At 70.3% G+C, this 19,511-nt stretch carries 20 protein-coding genes; 14 read left to right on the top strand and 6 right to left on the bottom strand.

The window, feature by feature from the left end:
* Nucleotides 1-126 precede the first annotated feature (126 nt).
* Genes HZS54_RS16530 through pstB form a run of 4 tightly spaced genes read left to right on the top strand, consistent with a single transcriptional unit; the run spans nucleotide 127 to nucleotide 4,815 of the window.
* Nucleotides 127-1,215, top strand: coding sequence for a PstS family phosphate ABC transporter substrate-binding protein (locus HZS54_RS16530; RefSeq protein WP_179918188.1), 1,089 nt, complete (start codon nucleotides 127-129; stop codon nucleotides 1,213-1,215).
* The gene (pstC, locus tag HZS54_RS16525; protein WP_179918187.1) at nucleotides 1,212-2,255 is read left to right on the top strand and encodes a phosphate ABC transporter permease subunit PstC; all 1,044 of its coding nucleotides are present in this window, start codon (nucleotides 1,212-1,214) and stop codon (nucleotides 2,253-2,255) included. Before HZS54_RS16530 ends, pstC begins: the two co-directional genes overlap by 4 nt.
* Nucleotides 2,252-3,889, top strand: a complete 1,638-nt coding sequence (pstA, locus tag HZS54_RS16520) for a phosphate ABC transporter permease PstA (RefSeq protein WP_179918186.1) — start codon at nucleotides 2,252-2,254, stop codon at nucleotides 3,887-3,889. Before pstC ends, pstA begins: the two co-directional genes overlap by 4 nt.
* Entirely contained in the window at nucleotides 3,886-4,815 is a 930-nt protein-coding gene (pstB, locus tag HZS54_RS16515; protein ID WP_179918185.1) for a phosphate ABC transporter ATP-binding protein PstB, read from the top strand. The genes pstA and pstB overlap by 4 nt, the downstream gene beginning before the upstream one ends.
* A 40-nt stretch (nucleotides 4,816-4,855) precedes the next feature.
* Here the strand turns inward: pstB and HZS54_RS16510 are convergent, their stop codons facing one another.
* On the bottom strand, nucleotides 4,856-5,893 hold the full coding sequence (locus HZS54_RS16510) for a phosphate uptake regulator PhoU (protein ID WP_179918184.1): 1,038 nt from the start codon (nucleotides 5,891-5,893) through the stop codon (nucleotides 4,856-4,858).
* Nucleotides 5,894-6,088: 195 nt separating this feature from the next.
* Here HZS54_RS16510 and HZS54_RS16505 point away from each other — a divergent pair, with 195 nt between their 5' ends.
* The gene (locus HZS54_RS16505) at nucleotides 6,089-7,021 is read left to right on the top strand and encodes a PhoU family transcriptional regulator (protein ID WP_179918183.1); all 933 of its coding nucleotides are present in this window, start codon (nucleotides 6,089-6,091) and stop codon (nucleotides 7,019-7,021) included.
* Nucleotides 7,022-7,109: 88 nt separating this feature from the next.
* Here the strand turns inward: HZS54_RS16505 and HZS54_RS16500 are convergent, their stop codons facing one another.
* From HZS54_RS16500 to HZS54_RS16480, 5 genes are read right to left on the bottom strand one after another with little or no spacing between them, the layout of a single operon-like run.
* Nucleotides 7,110-7,904 (bottom strand): DUF8127 domain-containing protein, encoded by a 795-nt coding sequence (locus HZS54_RS16500; RefSeq protein ID WP_179918182.1) that lies wholly within the window; start codon nucleotides 7,902-7,904, stop codon nucleotides 7,110-7,112.
* Between the two features lie 2 nt (nucleotides 7,905-7,906).
* Entirely contained in the window at nucleotides 7,907-8,578 is a 672-nt protein-coding gene (locus HZS54_RS16495; RefSeq protein ID WP_179918181.1) for a DapH/DapD/GlmU-related protein, read from the bottom strand.
* Nucleotides 8,579-8,606: 28 nt separating this feature from the next.
* Nucleotides 8,607-9,725, bottom strand: a complete 1,119-nt coding sequence (locus HZS54_RS16490; protein ID WP_179918180.1) for a PhnE/PtxC family ABC transporter permease — start codon at nucleotides 9,723-9,725, stop codon at nucleotides 8,607-8,609.
* Nucleotides 9,722-10,528 (bottom strand): phosphonate ABC transporter ATP-binding protein, encoded by an 807-nt coding sequence (locus HZS54_RS16485; RefSeq protein WP_179918179.1) that lies wholly within the window; start codon nucleotides 10,526-10,528, stop codon nucleotides 9,722-9,724. The genes HZS54_RS16490 and HZS54_RS16485 overlap by 4 nt, the downstream gene beginning before the upstream one ends.
* Before the next feature lie 34 nt (nucleotides 10,529-10,562).
* Nucleotides 10,563-11,681, bottom strand: coding sequence for a PhnD/SsuA/transferrin family substrate-binding protein (locus tag HZS54_RS16480; RefSeq protein WP_179918178.1), 1,119 nt, complete (start codon nucleotides 11,679-11,681; stop codon nucleotides 10,563-10,565).
* A gap of 215 nt (nucleotides 11,682-11,896) precedes the next feature.
* On the opposite strand from HZS54_RS16480, the gene phnG reads away from it, so the two are divergent.
* From phnG to HZS54_RS16435, 9 genes are read left to right on the top strand one after another with little or no spacing between them, the layout of a single operon-like run.
* Entirely contained in the window at nucleotides 11,897-12,340 is a 444-nt protein-coding gene (phnG, locus tag HZS54_RS16475) for a phosphonate C-P lyase system protein PhnG (protein ID WP_179918177.1), read from the top strand.
* Nucleotides 12,337-12,888: a phosphonate C-P lyase system protein PhnH gene (phnH, locus tag HZS54_RS16470; RefSeq protein WP_179918176.1), complete on the top strand. Its 552-nt coding sequence runs from the start codon at nucleotides 12,337-12,339 to the stop codon at nucleotides 12,886-12,888. The genes phnG and phnH overlap by 4 nt, the downstream gene beginning before the upstream one ends.
* Complete coding sequence (locus HZS54_RS16465) at nucleotides 12,889-14,085, top strand: carbon-phosphorus lyase complex subunit PhnI (protein WP_179918175.1); 1,197 nt, start codon at nucleotides 12,889-12,891, stop codon at nucleotides 14,083-14,085.
* The gene (locus tag HZS54_RS16460) at nucleotides 14,078-15,211 is read left to right on the top strand and encodes an alpha-D-ribose 1-methylphosphonate 5-phosphate C-P-lyase PhnJ (RefSeq protein WP_179918174.1); all 1,134 of its coding nucleotides are present in this window, start codon (nucleotides 14,078-14,080) and stop codon (nucleotides 15,209-15,211) included. The genes HZS54_RS16465 and HZS54_RS16460 overlap by 8 nt, the downstream gene beginning before the upstream one ends.
* Complete coding sequence (locus HZS54_RS16455) at nucleotides 15,208-16,038, top strand: ATP-binding cassette domain-containing protein (RefSeq protein ID WP_179918173.1); 831 nt, start codon at nucleotides 15,208-15,210, stop codon at nucleotides 16,036-16,038. The genes HZS54_RS16460 and HZS54_RS16455 overlap by 4 nt, the downstream gene beginning before the upstream one ends.
* The gene (locus tag HZS54_RS16450; protein ID WP_179918172.1) at nucleotides 16,035-16,766 is read left to right on the top strand and encodes a phosphonate C-P lyase system protein PhnL; all 732 of its coding nucleotides are present in this window, start codon (nucleotides 16,035-16,037) and stop codon (nucleotides 16,764-16,766) included. The genes HZS54_RS16455 and HZS54_RS16450 overlap by 4 nt, the downstream gene beginning before the upstream one ends.
* Nucleotides 16,763-17,941, top strand: a complete 1,179-nt coding sequence (locus HZS54_RS16445; RefSeq protein ID WP_179918171.1) for an alpha-D-ribose 1-methylphosphonate 5-triphosphate diphosphatase — start codon at nucleotides 16,763-16,765, stop codon at nucleotides 17,939-17,941. Before HZS54_RS16450 ends, HZS54_RS16445 begins: the two co-directional genes overlap by 4 nt.
* A complete protein-coding gene (locus HZS54_RS16440; RefSeq protein ID WP_246391674.1) occupies nucleotides 17,938-18,747 on the top strand; it encodes a sugar phosphate isomerase/epimerase family protein in 810 nt (269 codons plus the stop codon). Before HZS54_RS16445 ends, HZS54_RS16440 begins: the two co-directional genes overlap by 4 nt.
* The gene (locus HZS54_RS16435; RefSeq protein ID WP_179918170.1) at nucleotides 18,744-19,406 is read left to right on the top strand and encodes an HAD family hydrolase; all 663 of its coding nucleotides are present in this window, start codon (nucleotides 18,744-18,746) and stop codon (nucleotides 19,404-19,406) included. The genes HZS54_RS16440 and HZS54_RS16435 overlap by 4 nt, the downstream gene beginning before the upstream one ends.
* Nucleotides 19,407-19,511 lie beyond the last annotated feature (105 nt).

Here is a 19,511-nt window from a genome sequence, read left to right as displayed (position 1 = left end):
CGCGTTCGCCCGCGATACGCTCGCCCTACCGGCGCCGGTTCGGACCGTACCGGTACGCATGTGTATGTACGTCTATATAGCCATAATAGTAGAGTATTTAGTTAATCTGGAGCCACCCTTCTGGTAATGCGGGAGAGACCTGTGACCCGCCGACAAGTGCTGGCGGGCGCGGCCGGTGTCGCCGCGTCGCTGGGTGGCTGTATCAGTACGAGTCCCACACCGCCGGGACAGGCCGCGGGCGGGGCCGGTGGCGGCGGCGGGGACTCGAACACCGAACTGCTCAAGGCCGGCGGCTCGTCGACGCTGTTCCCGATGGTCCAGCGCGCCGCGTCGTACTGGGCCTCGAACTACCCGCCGACCGACCGGGAGTACTGGGGACCGAGCCAGTACGACATCGAGACCGACGAGCGGCTGGCCGACTACTGGGCGAGCAAGTACGGCTTCGAGGCCGACGGCGACGTGACGCCGCCGTTCGAGGTGAACGTCGGGCTCAGCCACTCCGGGACCGGCCTGGAGAAGCTCCGCGACCAGCAGATCGACATCGGGAACGCGAGCGCGCCCGCGAGCGCCGAGTTCCCCGACGAATCGGAGGAGGAGCTGTCGAAGTTCACCGAACACGTCATCGCCGTCGACGCCCAGCCCATCGTGGTGAGCACCGAGATCTACGACGCCGGCGTGACGAAGCTCACCGCCGAGCAGGTCCGCGGGATCTACACCGGCGAGATCACCGACTGGTCGCAGATCCCGAACTACGACGGCCCCGACAAGCAGATCCAGGCCGTCGGGCGAGCCCAGGGGTCCGGGACCGACACCGCGTTCCGGACCAACATGCTCGGCGGTCCCAACGCCTCGATGGACGGTGTCGACGGCCGGAAGGGACAGAACCAGCAGGTCAAGACCACCGTCTCGAGCTCCAACAACGCCATCGCGTACATGGCGCTGGCCTTTACCGACGACTCCGTGCCCGCCGTCGAACTGGAGTTCGACGGGACCACCTACACGCCGGGCGAGAACCTCTCGGACCCCTCCTACCCGCTCGCCCGTGACCTCCACTGTTACACCTGGGAGGGCACCTCGGCGAAGGAGGCCGCGTTCCTCCGGATGATCCTCAGCGACTTCGGACAGCAGAACTTCGTCGAGACGGAGGGGTACTCGAAGCTCACGGCCGAGCGCCAGCAGGCGGAGTTCGAGAAGTTGCCGGAGCCCGAAGCATGAGCGTCGCGACGCGACTCGACGGCCTGGACACCGGGACGCAGGTGGTCGGGGGCGTCGGGACCGTCCTCGCCGCGGCCGGGATCCTCTCGTTTCTGGTCGCGCCGGCGCTGACGGCCCCGATCGCGCTCGCGTTCGCCGTGTTCGTCGTCGGGGGCTACCTCGTCGCGGAGGAGAGCACCGCTCGCTTTCTCCTGTTCGCGACGACCACCTCGACGGTCCTGATCCTCGGGTTCATCACCGTCTACCTGATGATCAACGCCCTCCCGGCCGTCCGCGAGATGGGACTGTACCTCCTCGTCGGCTCCGACCCGTTCTGGGAGACGGCGACGAACGTCTACTCGCTCGTCCCGATGATGTGGGGGACGCTGGTGACGACCGTCATCGCGACGTTCGTCGCGGCGCCGCTGGGCGTCGCCGGCGCGGTCTTCATCAGCGAGGTCGCGCCCGGCTGGGCCCGCGAGATCGTCAAACCGGCCGTCGAGATGCTCGCCGGCATCCCCTCTATCGTCTACGGGTTCATCGGCTTCACCATCCTCTCGCCGTACTTCCAGACGGAACTGAGCGTCCCACAGCTCGGGAACATCTTCATCGTCGGGTTCGTCATCGGCGTGATGGCGCTCCCGACGGTGGTGTCGGTGGCGGAGGACGCCATCGCCGCCGTCCCGGGTCCGACGAAAGACGGCGCCCACGCGCTGGGCGCGACGGACTGGCAGACGACGACGAGCGTCACGCTGCCGACCGCGTTCTCGGGCATCTCCGCCGCGGTCCTGCTCGGCGTCGGCCGCGCCGTCGGCGAGACGATGGCCGCGACGGTCATCCTCGCCAACGTCGTCGAGCTGCCCACGCCGCTGACGGACGTCTTCGACAGCACGATCACGCTCACGAGCCTCATCGCCAGCCAGTACGGCGCCGCCAGCGGCCTCCAGATGTCGGGGCTGTTCGCGGCCGGCGTCGTCCTGTTCGTCACCGTGATGGGCTTCTCCGTCGCCTCACAGCTCATCGAGCGCCGGATGAGCGAGCGGCTGGGGGGTGAACAGTGAGCTACACCGACGCGGAGTCGCGCGACGCGCTGGTCGCCGACGACTCCTCGACGCGCGAGCTGGTCAGCGGCGGGCTAGTCGCCCTGTCGTTCGCGTCGTTCGTCCTCGGACTGCTCGCGCTCGCCCAGTACGTCCCGGCCGACATCACCGTCGGCGGCGTCTCCGTCGCCGCGGCGCTGGGCGGGTCGCTGACGGTCGTCGGCGTCGGCATCGTGGCCCTGGGCGCCGCCTCCTACGGCGGTCGCTTCGCCGCCGAACCCGGGCACACTGGCGGACTCGTCTCCGCGGCGCTGCTCGGTCTGCTGTGGTTCGCGGTCGGCGGGCTCGTCGCCGCCCAGACGCTCGGGCTCTCGACGGTCTGGCCGGTCGTCGCGCTGGTCACCGGCGCGGTCGGCGCGGGCGTCGCGCTGGTCGCCCGCGAGGACCTGGGAGTCACCCTCTCGGCGGGCCTGTTCGTCCTCGTCTCGGGGCTGGTCGTCGCCGCGGGCCTCGTCGCCCCGGGCTGGACGTGGAGCCCCGACGGGTTCTCCATCACGCTGACGGGCGTCGTCGGCGTGCCGGTGATCGCGCTGTTCGCCGGGCTCGTCGGCGCCTGGACGGCCGCCCGCGTCTACGGCGGCTTCGGCCCCCAGGGCCGACAGCTCGGCGCGTACACCCTCATCGCGACGAACGCCGCCGGGATGCTCGCCCTGCTCGGCTCGCTCGTCGGGTTCATCGTCGTCCGCGGCTTCGGCCCGATGACCGAGGGGATCGAGTACGGCCTCTTCTGGGGGCCGTGGACCTGGTTCAACCCGCCCGTTCTGGACACGTGGGTCGTCGTCGAGGGGCCGATCGTCTGGTTCTACTGGCCGTTCGTGATGGAGGGGTACAGCACGCTCGGCGCGGGCATCGACGGGGTGCTCCCGGCCATCGTCGGGACCGTCTGGCTGGTCGTCGGCGCGGTCGTGCTCGCGGTGCCGCTGGGCGTCGGCGCGGCCGTCTTCCTCACCGAGTACGCCGACCAGGGCCGGTTCACCTCCCTGGTCGAGATATCCACGAACGGCCTCTGGAGCACACCCAGCGTCGTCTACGGACTGTTCGGGCTGGCCTTCTTCGTCCCGCGCTTCGGCAACACCAGTTCGCTCCTCGCCGGCCAGCTCGTCCTCGGGTTCATGCTGCTGCCGCTGGTGGTCATCACCAGCCGGGAGTCGCTCAAGAGCGTCCCCGACGAGTACCGCGACGCCAGCGCCGCGCTGGGCGTCTCCAAGTGGGAGACCATCAAGAGCGTCGTCCTCCCGGCGTCGCTGCCGGGCGTCATCACCGGCGTCATCCTCGGCATCGGCCGTATCGCCGGCGAGACGGCGCCCATCCTGCTGGTCACGACCAGTTCCCCGTTCCCCTCGGAGGTCGCGGGCGTCGTCGAGGGCGGCTTCCGGTTCACCTCGGCGTTCCCGTTCGTCGCAGTGCCCGACGTGAACCTCGTGCAGTCGTCGAGCGCGCTGCCCTACCAGCTGTACGCGGTCATCACCGCCGGACTCGAGGCGAACATGGGCTTCGCCTGGGGGACTGCGCTGGTGCTGTTGCTCGTCGTGATGAGCTTCTACGCGGTCGGCATCGGCTCGCGGATCTACTTCAGGAGGAAACTCGACCAATGAGCGAAACGGACTTCACCCAGACCGACACCGACGAACCGACACCCGAAACCGACGCGGCCGCCGAGAGCGAGACCACCGCCGGCGAGACCGACGAGCGCGTCCGCGAGGAGTGGCGCGAGTACGAGTTCGCGGGCGAACCGAAGCTCAGCGTCGAGGATCTGGACGTCCACTACGGCGACGACCACGCCCTGAAGGGCGTCTCGATGGACATCCCCGAGGAGAGCGTCACCGCCCTCATCGGCCCGTCGGGCTGCGGCAAGTCGACGTTCCTGCGCTGCCTGAACCGGATGAACGACCGGATCAAGGCCGCCAGCATCGACGGCTCCGTGGAACTCGGCGGCGAGGAGATCTACCAGGACGGCGTCGACCTCGTGGAACTGCGCAAGCGCGTCGGCATGGTGTTCCAGGCCCCCAACCCCTTCCCCAAGTCGATCCGCGACAACATCTCCTACGGCCCGCGCAAACACGGCGACCTCGACACCGGACTCGTCGCCCGCGTGCTCGGCCGCGACGACACCGACGAGGAGCGGGAACTCGTCGAGCAGTCGCTCCGGCAGGCCGCGCTGTGGGACGAGGTCGAGGACCGCCTCGACGACAACGCCCTCGGCCTCTCGGGCGGCCAGCAACAGCGGCTCTGTATCGCCCGCTGTCTGGCGGTCGGCCCCGAAGTCATCCTGATGGACGAGCCCGCGAGCGCCCTGGACCCCGTCGCCACCTCGAAGATCGAGGACCTCATCGAGGACCTCGCCGAGGACTACACGGTCGTCGTCGTCACCCACAGCATGCAGCAGGCCGCGCGCATCTCCGACCAGACCGCCGTGTTCCTCACCGGCGGCGAACTCGTCGAGTACGACGACACCGACAAGATCTTCGAGAACCCCGAGAGCCAGCGCGTCGAGGACTACATCACCGGCAAGTTCGGGTAGCCGGACCCGTCGCGACCCCGACCTCGCGCGCGAACGCCGGTCACTGCGACGCGGGCGCCGCTCGGTCGAAGTCGAGTTCCTGTCGGGACACCTGCTGGATAGCGACGGCCGCGACGTTGGCCCCGTACTCGGCCGTGCGCCGGAGACTGTCGAGCAACAGCCCGGCGGTGTGAGCCTCCCCGGGGACGTCGTGGTCGTAGAGGTCGCGATCGAGCCGCTCGATGGCGTCGACCAGCTCGTCGCGGCTGGACAGCGCCGAATGTGCGGCCTCGACGCCGGCGTCGGCGAGGATCACGTCGCCGGCCTCGTCGACGACGCCGCAGGCGTCCTTGCCGAGCGAGACGACGCGGTCGGCGAACCCCTCGGGCAGCGCCGCGTCCGGGTCGAGCGCGAAGCGGGCCACTTTCACGGCGTGGTCGGCGACCCGCTCGAACTGCCGGCAGGCGTAGTAGTACTCGAACAGCTCGTCGCGCTGGTGGTCGAGCTTCTCGACCTCGTGGAGGTCGGTGAGCGCCCGCCGGAAGTGCCGGGTCACCATCGCGAACAGTTTGTCGGCCTCCGCGTCGCGGTCGACCACCCGCTCGGCCAGCGCCGCGTCGCCCTCGACGACGGCCGTCACCGCGTCGCGGTGCATCGCGAGCGTCACCAGCCGGAGCCGCAGCGCGCTCTTGCGCACGTCCACGTTCTCGGCGTCGATGAGGTTCGTGAGCCGGATGCGCGTCTCCGTGACCTCCAGCAGTTCGAACCCCGACAGTTCGGCGACGGTGTCCTCGACCAGCGCGCGCCGGTCGCCGCCGTGGCCGCTCGCGTCGACGAGCGTCACCTCGTCGAACCCGACGGCGTGCAGCGCACGGACCCGCTGTCTGACGGCGCTGTCGCTGCTCGTCGACACGTCCACCGACGCCGACCGCGTCTCGTCGGCCCGCTCGGCCGCCGCCTCGACGAGCAAGGACCCGTCCGCGTTCGGGTACAGCGACAGCACCGACCCCGCCTCGATCCCCTGTTCGTTCGCCCAGGCCTTCGGCAGGGACACCGTGTACGTCGTCCCCCCGGACAGCTGGACCTTTCTCGTCTCCATACGCGGTCGTATCCCCACGGATCCCAACTTAACGTTTATATGAAATGGACGTTCCACTCCCGGACCATATATATCCGTACGGGGTCGACGACGGAGGGATAGAGACGAGCGCGGGCGCGGCGCGGACGGACGCTATATAGCCGTCCGGACACTCCGTGGAGCACCCCTTTGTCGCGACCGGTCAGACGGGGCGGTATGGCTCGCAGAACCTGGCACCGCTCGCGCGACGCGACCCGCCAGGGCCGTGACGCAACGCTCGCCCACGTCGTCGAAGCGATCGACCGGACCGCGCCCGAGACGAAGGCCGAGCTCGCGGCGACGGTCGGCATCTCCGAGCAGTACCTCTCGGAGTTGCTCCAGGAGCTCAAGCGCGACGACGTGGTGCGGAAGGCCTACGTCGTCGACGACGAGGCGGTCTACGAGACCGCCGACAGCGTCTCCCGGCTCCTCGAACCCGCCGGCACCCCGCGGCCCGGGTCGGACGACCAGGGGGAGAACGGCCACTCACCCGCCGGCGAGCGCCGCGGCCCCGCGGTCCTCGACCTGCTCGAACGCCTCGACGAGGTGACCGCCACCCAGTACGAGGCCGCTCGGCTCGCCGTCGTCGGCGACGAACCCGACCAGCCCGCCGGCGCGCTCGAATCGCTGACCAACGAGCGGTACTTCGCGGTCCTCGAAGAGCTGAAGTCCTACACGCTCACGAACGACTGGCCCGGGAATCGGGTCGCCTCCGACCTGGCGACCGTCGCGACGAACCTCGAGATCGTCGGCGACCGCGCCTGCTTCATCGCCGACGTGACCGACCGCCAGCCCGTCGCGACCACCGGCGTCGTCGAGGAGCGCGTCCTCGACGTCTTCGCCGCCGGCGCCCGCATCAACGACCACTTCCGCGACGTGCTCTTCGAGGGCGACCTGGCCGCCCACGACCGGCTCCGCGCCGAGGAGGAGACCGTCCACCGCGACCTGGACGAGCTGTTCGAGCTCGTCACCGCCTACGACCCGGAGCTGTACGGCTCGTTGGTCACCGTAACCCGGGCGCTCGAACGCGCCATCTACTACTGGGTCGACGCCGCCGAGATCGCCGTCCGCCTCCACGCCGGCGTCGAGGCCGACCACGCGATGATCTGAGGACCGGACCGCCCCCGGCGGACGGCGACGACACTCTGCGGCGCTCGGACGGACGATTCCGAGAACCCCGAAACACGAAACGCGGCGGTCAGAACCACACGTGGTCGAGCCGCGTCCGCCGGAACCCCCTCCAGCCGCGACGACAGAGCGCCGCGCCGACCGCGACCTGGACGAGACCGCTCGCCCACCCCAGCAGCGGTCGCCGTTCGCGGGCTTGCTCGCCGACGACCGCGACGTAGCCGCCGTCGGTCGCGACGACGGTGCCCCTGGCCCCGAGCCGCCTGTTGACGGTCACGGTTTCCCCGTCGACCACGCGACCGAGGGGCGGGTCGAGCGTGGACCGGTTCACCGCGACCGCGTCGATCACCGTCCCCCCGTCGACCGGTTCCAGCGTGAGTTCGATCCGCTCCGACGGCCCGTCACGGTCGAACGTCGACGACCGCCGGTAGAACGTCCCGTCGAGCGAAACGAACCGCGCTATCGCTCGCTCGTGGCGATCGGGATAGGACGGCCCGTAGAGGGAGAAATGCTCGGCCTCGACCGGCGCCTCGACCGTCACGGACGCGGGCTCGCCGTCGCTGCGCTCGGCTGACTCGGCCAGCGACGCCTCGTAGTGACAGAGCCGCGGGCGTTCGACTTCCCAGAGACATCCGATCCCCCGGATCCTATCGGGGTCGTCGTCGACCGGGTTCGACCCCTCGAAGACGAACCACTCGTCGTCGGCGTCCCACTCGACCTCGACCGCGCTGTATCGGTACCGCTCGCCGCCGAGATCGAGGACGCGAACGGTCGCCGCGTTCGCGACGAGGGCGACGCCGACCACGAGCACGGCCGCCGCGAGCAGTCGGGCCGCTCGTCGCTCGCCCGGTGACCGGTCGCCCATCGTCAGTCCGCGTCCGTCTGTGCGACCGCCGCCGCGTCGGGCGCGTACTCGTCGAGGAACCGGTCGATGTCGCGGAACGCGTCGAGGCGCTCGGCGAGCGTCTCGTGGTCCCAGTCCCACCACTCGGTGGCCTCGATCCGGGCGGCGATCTCCTCGGGGAACCGGCGGCGGACCGGCTCTGCGGGCACGCCCGCGACCACGGTGTAGGGTTCCACGTCGTGAGCGACGACCGCGCCGGCGCCGACGACGGCGCCGTTGCCGATCTCGACGCCCGGGAGGACGGTCGCGCCGTGTCCGATCCACACGTCGTGGCCGACCGTCACCGGCTGGTCGGCCCGCCAATCGAAGATCGAGTCGTCGTCCTCGCCCATGTCGTACATCGCCGCCCGGTAGGTGAAGTGGTGGGCCGTCGGGCGGTCGATCGGATGGTTCGTCGGTCCGAGCCGCGCGTCGCTGGCGACCGACCCGAACTTCCCGACGGTCGCGTAGTCCAGTTGCACCCGCTCCATCAGGTAGGTGTAGTCGCCGACCGCCGACTCGTCGATGCGGGTCCCCGAGCGCACTTCCGTCCACGCGCCGAGTTCGCTCTCCGTGATGGAGACGGGGTCGTGGATCGTCGGTTCCGGCGAGAGGTCGCGGGCGCGGTCGGGACCGTAGGATTCGAAGTAGGTCATGAGTTGGAAGTCATCGCTCCGAGCGTGGTCAGGGCCGCTCTCGCCGGCCGAGCGTCGAGGCGAGGATGTTCCGGGGGACGTTCACGAACGCTTCGACGACGCCCGTCTCCGACCCCGCTTCCTCCTCCTCGCGCAGGTACGACCGGACGCGCTGGCTCGCGAGCTCGACCGACCCCGCGAGCAGGAAGATGAGGATGATACAGGCCATCATGTCCGTGTACCTGAACAGCTGGCGCTGTGTGTATAGTTCGAGGCCGAGACCGCCGCCCCCGATGAGCCCGAGCCCGATCGCGGCCCGGACGTTGTGTTCGAGGTCGAAGGCGATCCAGGCGATGAACTGCCGGAACACCTGGCTGAGCATCCCGAAGGGGACGATCTGGGTCTTGCTCGCGCCCGTCGAGCGGATGCCCTCGATCGGGCCGTCGGAGATCTCCTCCAGTTCGTCGGTGAACAGCCGGCCGAGGTAGCCGGTGGTGTCGACCATGATCGCCAGCGCGGCGGTGAACGTCGACACGCCGGCCAGCGGGATCAGGATCAGGAACCACACCAGCCCCGGGATCGCGCGGATGAGGCTCATCGTCCCGCGGAAGACGAAGTTGAACGGGTACGGGACGACCCGCTCGCTGGACATGACGCCGAAAAACAGCGCCAGCGGGAGGCCGAGCACCGACCCGGCGACGGCGACCGCGAGCGTCGCGAACATCGCGCCGGGGACGATCGTGACCCCCTCGTAGAACAGCGGCGGGACGAGGCCGAGTCCCAGCAGGCTCCCGCCGGACTCGAGCTGCATGATCAGGTTCTCCTCCACCATGAACTCCCAGTACTCCCCGACGTCGACGAACGGGATCGAGAGCCCGGTGAACGGGATGGCGAACGACCCGGGCGGGAAGTACGGCGACTCTCCCATGGTGAGCGCCTCGAGGAACTGGGGCCACTGCGTGATCAGCTCGCCGATGGAGAAGCCGATGACCTCCAGGCTCAGTCCGAACACGACGCCGACGCCGACCAGTCCGACGAGCGTGAACAGCCGTCGCTTCGTCGACCGCCACTTCAGCTCCGTCAACTTCCGCTCGACCGGCGAGTCGCCGATCTCCTCGAGCCCGAAGTACTCCTTCGGGGACCGGTCGCCGGACGTGCGCCCGCTCATCGTGAGACCGCCCGTTCGGTCCCCCGCTCGCTCTCGACGCTCACCGGCTCGCCGTCGGCGCTGTCGGCGCTGTCGGCCAGCCCGACCGTCTCGACGTCGCCGTAGAGGTCGTCGATCAGCTCGGGGGTGAGGTCGTCGCGGCGCACGTCGAAGAGGAGTTCGCCGTCGCGCAGGCCGATGAACCGCTCGCCGAAGTGGGCGGCGATGTTGACCTGGTGGAGGCTGACCAGCGCCGTCACGTCGTGTTCGGTCGCGGCCTTCTTCAGGTAGCCCATGACCGTCTCGGCGCTGGCGGGGTCGAGGCTCGCGACCGGCTCGTCGGCCAGCAACAGCCGAGGGTCCTGCACCAGTCCGCGGGCGATGCCGACGCGCTGTTGCTGGCCGCCGCTCATCTGCGAGACGCGCTGGCCGGCCTCGTCGAGCAGGCCGACGGTCTCCAGCGCGTCGAGCGCGCGGAGCTTGTCCTCGCGGGACTGCCACTGCAGCAGGCTCGTCAGCACCGACACGCGGTCGAGCGACCCCGTCAGCGCGTTCAGGTACGCCGAGACGCCCTCGACGAGGTTGTGTTGCTGGAAGATCATGCCCACGTCCGACCGCGAGCCCGTGATCGGCCGGCCGTCGAGGCGGATCGAGCCCGCCGTCGGCTCTGTCAGCCCGTTCACGCACCGCAGCATGGTGGACTTGCCGGCGCCGGACTCGCCCAGCAGCACCGCGAACTCGTCCTCGATCTCGAACGACACGCCGTCGAGCGCGGTGACGTCGCCGTACTCTTTTCTCAGGTTTTCGACTTTCAGTGTACTCATTGCTGAATAGAAGTGGTGTGGCCGGTGGCGTCGGTCAGGCCGCGGGGTCGATCCCGACGGCGTTCATCCGCTTGATCACCGGCTGGTAGGTCTCCATGTCGGTGTCCTGCAGCGTCGTGAACGGCAGCTCCTCCTCGTTGTAGTCGCTCGGGTAGTACTGCTGGATCAGCTCCTTGTCGGAGTTGACCAGCACCTCCCCGATCTCCTCCTTCTTGTCCGAGTCCCACGTCTTGCGCGCGTAGACCGGCTGTTTCGGGATCGGGAACGAGAACCAGACCGGGCGGAGCTTCGGCTCCTCCGTGTCGATGGTGTCGAGGAAGGAGCTCTTGTTCTTGACCCGGTCCGGGAAGTCGGACTCGTACTTCTCGGGGATGTGCGGCAGGCCGTTGCCGCCCCAGGTGGTCGCGCCGATGGCCTTGTCGTTCGCGACGCGCTTTATCGCCTGGTTGTGGTCCGTCCAGCTCCCCTCGAAGTCGACGGGGTCGCCGGTCGGGGCGTCGCCGATGTCGAGCCCCGCCTCCTGCAGCGCGTAGAGGGCGAAGATCGACCCGCTCGTCGACAGGCGGTCGGCGAACGCCCACTTCTTCCCCTGCACGTCAGTGGGTCCTTCCACGTCGGAGTCCGGCTGGGTCAGCATGATGGAGAAGTAGAACGCCGACCCGCCGGTGACGGTCGTCCCGTACACGTCCATGATGTCGGGGTTGGAGATCAGCGTCACGTCGTCCATGCCGATCTCGGCCTGTTCGCTCTGGAGCGCCGGGCGGATCGCCGAGTAGTTCAGCGGGACCCGCATCGTGATGTCGACGCCGTCGACCTCCCCCTCGATGAGGTTCTTCATCGGCATGTAGCGCCGCTTGGCGTCGCTGGGCGTGCCCGGCGTCAGCACCATCGTGATCTCCTCGGCGTTCGGTCCGGGCGTGCCGACGACCGCGCCGCCCCCGGAGTCGGTGTCCGTCGAGCCGCCCGACCCGCTCCCGCCGTCGGAGGAGCCGCCATCGGTGCCGCCCGCCCCCGACGAACTGGTACAGCCCGACAGCGCCACGAGCGCGGCGACGCTCGACGCGCCGCCGGTCAGGAACTGCCGCCGACCCACTCGACCGTTACCTGTCGAACCCGTCCCTGTAGATCCCTGGCCGCAATTCTGATCTGACATCACCTGAACGCCATTCTGGGGGAGAAATAACCGTTGGCTGCGTAGAGTCCGGAGCCGCCGACGGACGACGCTGGAGCCCCGTCCCGGCTCACTGCGGTCCGTACCGGTCCGTACTCGACGAGACGGGAGGTGGGTACGACCGCGGACGGACGCGAGGAATAGAGAGTACCCAGCGAACACTTACCCGACCCGTTTCGCTTGGTCGGACCGATCACATGGACGATCCACACGACCGGTCGGACCGCTTCGAACTGATCGCCGCGACCGACGGCGATGTCCTCGAACGATTCGCCGACTCGGTGCTCGCCGAGGAGCCCGATCTGCGGGTGCTCCAGGAGCCGCGCCCGCAGCTCGTCATGCAGCGGGTCCGCGAGCCCGTCGAGCGCCGCCCGTTCAACCTCGGGGAAGTCGTCGCGACGCCGGCCGAAGTCTCGCTCGACGGCGCGCGCGGGTTCGCGATGATCCCGGGCAAGGCCGAACGCGCCGCCTTCGCGGGCGCCGTCGTCGACGCCGCCGTCGCCGCCGACCACGCCGTCACCGAGGAGGTCGTCGACGCGCTGTCGCGGACGGCCGACGCCCACGAGGACGAGCGCCGCCGCGAGTGGGCCGAGAGCCGCCACACGACCGTCGAGTTCGAGACGATGGAGGACGACCTGTGAGGGCGCTCGGACTCGACCCCGTCCACGACACGCGCGAGACCTTCCGGGCGCTCTGCGACGCGACGAGCCGCCCCGGTACCGTCGTCTCCGTTGCCACCGACCCCGCCGACCACGCGCTCGTCGCCACCCTCGTCGACCACGAGGTGACGACGTGGACGCCGGACGAGCGGCTCCGCGAGGCCCTGGAGAACCAGGGCCGACTCGACGCGGCGTCGCCGACGAGCGCCGACGTGGTCCACGCCCGCGGGCGCCCCGACTGGGACGTGCGCGAGTGCGACCGCGGCACGCTCGTCGAACCGAGCGAGGGCGCGACCGTCGTCTACCGCGTCGACGACCTCGGCGCGGCCGACGACCCCGGCCTCACGGGCGTCGAACTCACCGGTCCCGGCGTCGACGGCGCCCGGCGCTTCGGCGTCGGTCTCCCCACCGGCGAGCTCGAACGGCTCAGTGAGGCCCAGTCGACGTATCCCCGCGGCGTCGACGCGTACTTCGCGGCCGGTGAGCGCGTCGCAGCGGTCCCACGGTCGAACGAGCTGGAGGTGCTGTAGATGGGGTACGTCGCGGTCACTGCCGGCGAGGAGATCATCGGTCGCGCCGAGGACCTCTTCGAGAAGCAGCGACTCGACGGCGACTCCGAGACGCTGTCGGTCGAGCAACTGGACGACCAGCTCTCCCGGCTCACCGCCCAGGCGATGAGCGAGGGCGGGCTCTACGCCCCGCGGCTCGCCGCGCTCGCGGTCAAGCAAGCCCAGGGCGACACCGTCGAGGCCGCCTTCCTCCTGCGGGCCTACCGCTCGACGCTCGAACGGTGGGAGGAGACCGAACCGGTCGACCCCGACGAACTGTTCGCGACCCGGCGGGTCTCCCCCGCCTACAAGGACGTGCCCGGCGGCCAGATCCTCGGCCCGACGAAGGACTACACCCAGCGCCTGCTCGACTTCGACCTCGACGGCGAAGCGGGCGATAGTTCCGAAGACCCGACCGCCGACTGGGACCTCCCCGACGGCGAGCCGACGACCGTGCGGAACGTCATGGATGTCCTCCGCGAGGACGGCCTCGTCCACGATCCGGAGGAGGCCGACGACGGCGCGGACGGCGGGACCGACGACGAGTACGGGGAGCCGGCGGACACGACGCGCGAGCCGGTCACCCACCCGCCCGACCGCGACGAGGTGCTCCAGGAACTCGCCCGCGGCGAGACGGGCGCCGTGACCGCGCTGGGCTACTCGGCGATGCGCGGCTACGGCCAGGTCCACCCGACGCTCGCGGAGGTACGCGTCGGGAAGCTCCCCGTGCGGATCACCCACCCCTACACCGGCGACGCGGTCCGCGTGACCGACGCCGAGGTGACCGAATCCGAGGCGGCCGCCCCGGTCTACGAGAAGCGGTCGGACCCGCAGTTCGCCTTCGGCTACGGACTATCCTTCGGCCGCAACGAGCGCAAGGCCATCGCGATGACCATCCTCGACGCCTCGATCCAGCTCGACGGCGCCGACGAGCCCGCCGAGGACCCCGAGTTCGTTCTCGACAACGTCGACGGGATGGACTCCTTTGGCTTCATCGAACACCTCAAACTCCCCCACTACGTCACCTTCCAGAGCATCCTCGACCGCATCCGCGCGATCCGGGAGCGAGGCGAGGGGAGTTCCGAGTCCGACGGCGACGGTACCGGCGGAGCATCCGACGAGGAGACCCAGCCGGAGACCGACGAACCGGTGGCGGCCACGGGAGGCGACGATGACTGATCGCGACGCCGAACCGACCGCCGCGATAGCCGAAGACGACGACGCGTCCGCCGCCGGTGAACCCGTCGGCGAAGCGGTCTCGGCGCCCACGGTCGCCGACGCCGTCGACGACCTCTCGGGCGAGGGGCTGTCGGGGTACAACTACGCGTACCTCGACGAGCACACGAAGCGGGAGGTGCGCCGCGCGGTCCTGAAGGGGATCGCGATCCCCGGCCACCAGGTCCCGTTCGCCTCGCGCCCGATGCCGCTCGCGCGCGGCTGGGGCACCGGCGGCATCCAGGCCTCCCTGTCGCTGCTCGGCCCCGACGACGCGTTCAAGGTCATCGACCAGGGGAGCGACGAGAGCGTCAACGCCGCCAACATCCGCCGGCTCGCCGAGACGACGGCGAACGTCGAAACCACCACGGACACCACCGAGGCCGACGTGGTCCAGACTCGCCACCGCATCCCCGAGGAAGTGCTGACCGACGAGCAGATCGTCGTCCTCCAGGTCCCGATCACCGACGCGCTCCGGAAGGTCGACTCCTCGGACGCGGCCAACCGCCGCCGGCACGCCCACGCCAACTACGGGAAGATGTGGGTCCACCTCTACGAGAACGTCGTCGAGTGGGGCGAGATCCAGATCGCCAGCCGTTACCCGACAATGGTCGCCGGCCGCTACCTGATGGACCCCTCGCCCATCCCGCGCTGGGACGTGCCGAAGCTCGACGACGCGGACAACCTCTTCGTCTTCGCCGCCGGGCGCGAGGCGCGCATCTACGCCGTCCCGCCCCACACGGAGGTCGAGCCGCTCGCCTTCGAGGACAAATCCTTCCAGGTCGAGCGGTTCCCCGAGGAGTCCTGTCGCTCGTGCGGCTCGACGGACACGTACCTCACCGAAATTGAGACCGACGAGGGGGAGCGGCTGTACGTCTGCAACGACACGAGCTTCTGTCTGAAACGGCAAGACGACTCGGCGCTCGCGAAGGACCACCACCTCGATCGGTCGGGCGTCAACTGGGGACCGGGAACGCCCGGCGGCCCGCCGTTCGACGAGGGTCCGGAAGGCGCGAACGCCGGAGAGGCGCCCGCCGAGGACGCGAACGGCGGAGAATCGGCCGCCAATTCGGGAGGTGAGTCGGCGTGACGCTCCTCAACGCGACGGGCCTGGAGACGGTCTACGGCGACGCCTGCGGCGAGTGCGTCGAGCGCACCGGCGACGACGCCGGGACGAACCAGTGTCCCGTCTGCGGCGCGGTCGTCGCCTGCGCCGACGTGTCGCTCGACGTCGAGCCCGGCGAGGTGCTCGGCATCGTCGGCGAGTCGGGCTCGGGCAAGTCCAGCGTCGCCGAACTGCTCGCGCTCGAACGGAACGCCGACGCGACCACGGCGGGCGACGTGCGCCTGCGCGGCCAGGAGGGGAACCTGCTGGACGCCGACTACGAGACGCGCCACCGCCTGCGGACGGGCGAGATCGGGCTCGTCCACCAGCACATCCGCGACGGGCTGAACCTGGAGTTCACCGGCGGCGGCAACGTCGCCGAGAAACTGCTCGCGGCGGGCGAGCGGTCGTTCGGCGACGTGCGCGAGCGCGTCCGCGACCTCTACGCGGAGACGGAGATCCCGGTCGACCGGATGGACGACCCCGCCGAGACCTACAGCGGCGGGATGCAGCGCCGGGTGCAGATCGCCCGCGCGCTCGCCACGGACCCCGAGGTCGTGATCCTCGACGAGCCGACGACCGGGCTGGACGTGAGCGTCCAGGCGCGCGTCCTCGACATGTTCCGGCGCATCCAGCGCGAGGAGGGCGTGGCCGCCGTCGTCGTGAGCCACGACCTGGGCGTCGTCCGACTGCTCGCCGACCGGACGCTGGTTATGCGCCACGGCCGCGTCGTCGAGACTGGCCTGACGGACCGCGTCATGGAAGACCCGCACCACGAGTACACCCAGACCCTCATCAATTCGGTCATATGACAGCCGTTCTCACCGTCGAGGGGCTCTCGAAGACCTTCGACATGCACGCGCTCGGCGACAAGCGGGTCGTCGGGTTAGACGACGTATCGTTCGCCGTCCGCCGCGGCGAGTTCCTCGCCGTCGTCGGCGAGTCCGGCAGCGGGAAGTCCTCGCTGCTGAAGTGCCTCTACCGCACGTACGACCCGACCGACGGGTCGGCCCGATACCACCCCGAAGACGTGGATCTCGCGACCTGCGACGACCGGACCGTGATGGCCCTGCGCGATTCGGCCGTCGGCTACACGTCGCAGTTCCTCGACGAGATCCCCCGCGTCCCCGCGGTCGACGTAGTGTCGCGGCCGCTGCGCGAGCGTGGGACCGACCCCGAAGCGGCCCGCGAGCGCGCCCGGGAACTGCTCGACGCGCTCGGGCTCCCCGAGGAGCTGTGGGACGCCTACCCGGCGACCTTCTCCGGCGGCGAGCGCCAGCGGGTGAACCTCGCGCAAGCGCTCGCGCCCGAGCCCGACCTGCTGTTGCTCGACGAGCCGACGAGCGCGCTCGACCCCGAGACGCGCGCGGCGGCCGTCGACCTGCTCTCGACCGCGACCGGCGAGCAGACGACCGTGATCGGCGTCTTCCACGACCGCGAAGTCGTCGAGTCGGTCGCCGACCGCGTCGCCGTCCTCGACGGCGGACGGCTCCAGCGCGTGGTTCCGGTCGCGGAGTTCTCCGGGGAGGTGGTGGCGTGAGCCCCACCGCCGAGTCGGTCGCGGCGGCCGCGGACGAGGCGACGGCGTTCGCCGTCACCGGCGCTCGCGTCGTCACGCCCGACGCGGTCGTCGACGGCGGCGTCCGGGTCGAGGGCGACCGGATCGTCGACGTGGGCGAGGTGGACACCGACGGGGCCGTCGCCGTCGCCGCCGACGGCCGGTTCCTCCTTCCGGGCCTCGTCGACCTCCACGGCGACGACATCGAGTCCCATCTCCATCCCCGGTCGGGCGCGCGCATGGACACGCACATGGCCCTCGCGGCGGCGGACCGCTCGAACCTCGCCGCCGGGATCACGACGAAGTTCCACGCCATCTCCTTCGAGACCGACCCCGACTCGGACCGCTCGCCGGAGCTGGGCGCGGAACTCACCGCGGCCGTCGAGTCCACCGACGACCTGATGGCCGACCACCGGATCCACGCCCGCTGCGAGGTCACCCAGGCCGAGTGCGTCGAGGCGGTCCTCGACGTGGTCGACGCCGGCCACGCCGACCTGGTCTCGGTGATGAGTCACATCCCCGGCAAGGGGCAGTTCCGCGACCAGGAGGCGTTCATGGAGTACTACCGCGACTCCGGCGACCACACCGTCGAGGAGGCCGAGGAGATGATCGCCGAGCGCGGCGACGTCGAGATGGCGACGCTCCGCGACCGCGTCGAGCGCGTGGTCGAGCGAGCGCACGACGCCGGCGCCGTCACCGCCTCCCACGACGACGAGGACCCCGCCGAGGTCGAGCGCCTGGCCGAGACCGGCGTCGACGTGACCGAGTACCCGATCACCATGGAGACGGCCGAACGCGCCGCCGACCTCGGGATGACGGTCGCGATGGGCGCGCCGAACCTCGTCCGCGGCGAGAGCCAGTGGGGCAACCTCGAGACCGCCGCGGCCATCGACGCCGGCGTCGTCGACGCGCTCGTCGCCGACTACCACCCGCCGTCGATGCTCGCCGGCGCGTTCGTCGACACCGGCGAACCGCTCCCGGAACGGGTCGCCCGCGTCACGGCCGACCCCGCCGCGGCCGTCGGCCTCTCCGACCGCGGCCGGATCGAGACGGGCGCCCGCGCCGACCTCGTGCTCGTCGACCGCGACCCCTCGCCGACCGTGCGCCGCGCGTTCGTCGCCGGCGACCCCGTCTACCGCGCGGAGGGCTCGCGATGAACTCCGTCGGCGCGGCCATGGACGTGCGCTTCGGCGCCACCGTCGCGGAGTTCGTCGCCTACCTCGACGACCTGGGCCTCTCCCATCTCGAACTCAAGCGGGAGTACCTCCACGGCCATCCGGACGCCCCAGACCCCGAGACGGTCGGCGAGATCGCTGACGAGCATGACGTGACCGTCACCTACCACGCCCCGTTCCGCGACTGGAACATGGGCAGTTTCAACGACGCCGTCCGCGAGGCGTCGGTCGACCAGGTCAAGCGCACCATCGACGACGCCGCGGCGGCCGACGCCGGCGCGGTCGTCGTCCACGGCGGGTCGGTCCCGACCCGCTACCCCGAGTGGGTCCGCGAGACGGCCCGCGAGCACGCCCACCGCTCGCTCGCCGAGTGCGCCCAGTACGCCCAGCTCGTCGGCGTCCCGCTCTGCCTGGAGAACCAGCCCGTCGACGACGAGAAGCGCCGCTACACCACGACCCCCGACGACCTCGAAGCGATGCTCGACGAGGTGGCGGTCGCCCCCGAGTACCTCGGCGTCACGCTCGACGTGGGCCACGCCAAGGTCAACGGCTACCACTGGCGGGACTTCGTCGACCGCTTCGGCGACCGCATTCAGGTGTGTCACCTCTCGGACAACGACGGCAGCGCCGACGACCACGAGCCGCTCCCCGACTACCAGCGCGTCGTCGACGCCGTCCCCGCCGACTACTTCGCCTTCGAGATGAAGTCGGTCGCCGACATCGCACGATGTATGGGGGCCGACCCCGAATCGGTCGATAGCCCCCTCGCGATTCCCACCGACCCATGACAGGAACCTACGAAGCCGTCGTCTTCGACAACGACGGCGTACTCGTCGAACTCACCGAGATGGACCTGCTGCGCCGCGCCGCGCGCGCGGCCTTCGAAGACCACGGCGTCGCCGACCCGCCCGAAGCGCTGGTCGAACACGCCGCAAACGGCAACCTCGACGACCTCGCCCGGGTCGAGGACGCGCTCGACCTCCCGCTGGCCGACTACTGGGCCAGCCGCGAGGACCACGCCGTTTCCCACCAGTGCGACGCCGTCGAGTCCGGCGCCAAACCGCTGTACGACGACGTGACCGCGCTGGCGGACCTCCCCCACCGCAAGGCCGTCGTCAGCAACAACCAGCACGGCACGGTCGAGTTCATCGTCGACCACTACGGCCTGACCGACCACTTCGAGCACGTCGCCGGCCGGGACCCCACCGTCGAGGGCGCCCGCCGCCGCAAGCCCGAGACCCACTACCTCGACGCCGCGCTCGACGAGCTGGGCACCCGCGACGCCGTCTACGTCGGCGACTCCCCGAAGGACGTGGAAGTCGCCCACCGCGCGGGCGTAGACAGCGCGTTCCTCCGCCGGAGCCACCGCGCCGACACCGTCCTCGACCGCGACCCCACCTACGAGGTCGAGACCCTGACCGCGCTGGCCGAGACGCTCGCCGACTGACCGGTCGCGCCCTCGGCCGCCCGCTCACGCGCTCCCCTCGTTGGGCTCCGCCGCACGGCAATTCGCGCGGATGACACAACTTACATTGCTCGTCCGGTGGTCGTA

Source organism: Halosimplex pelagicum (assembly GCF_013415905.1).
Taxonomy (GTDB): Archaea; Halobacteriota; Halobacteria; order Halobacteriales; family Haloarculaceae; genus Halosimplex; species Halosimplex pelagicum.
Note: the sequence above shows the minus strand (reverse complement) of the source record. Positions and strands in the feature narration are given on the sequence as shown.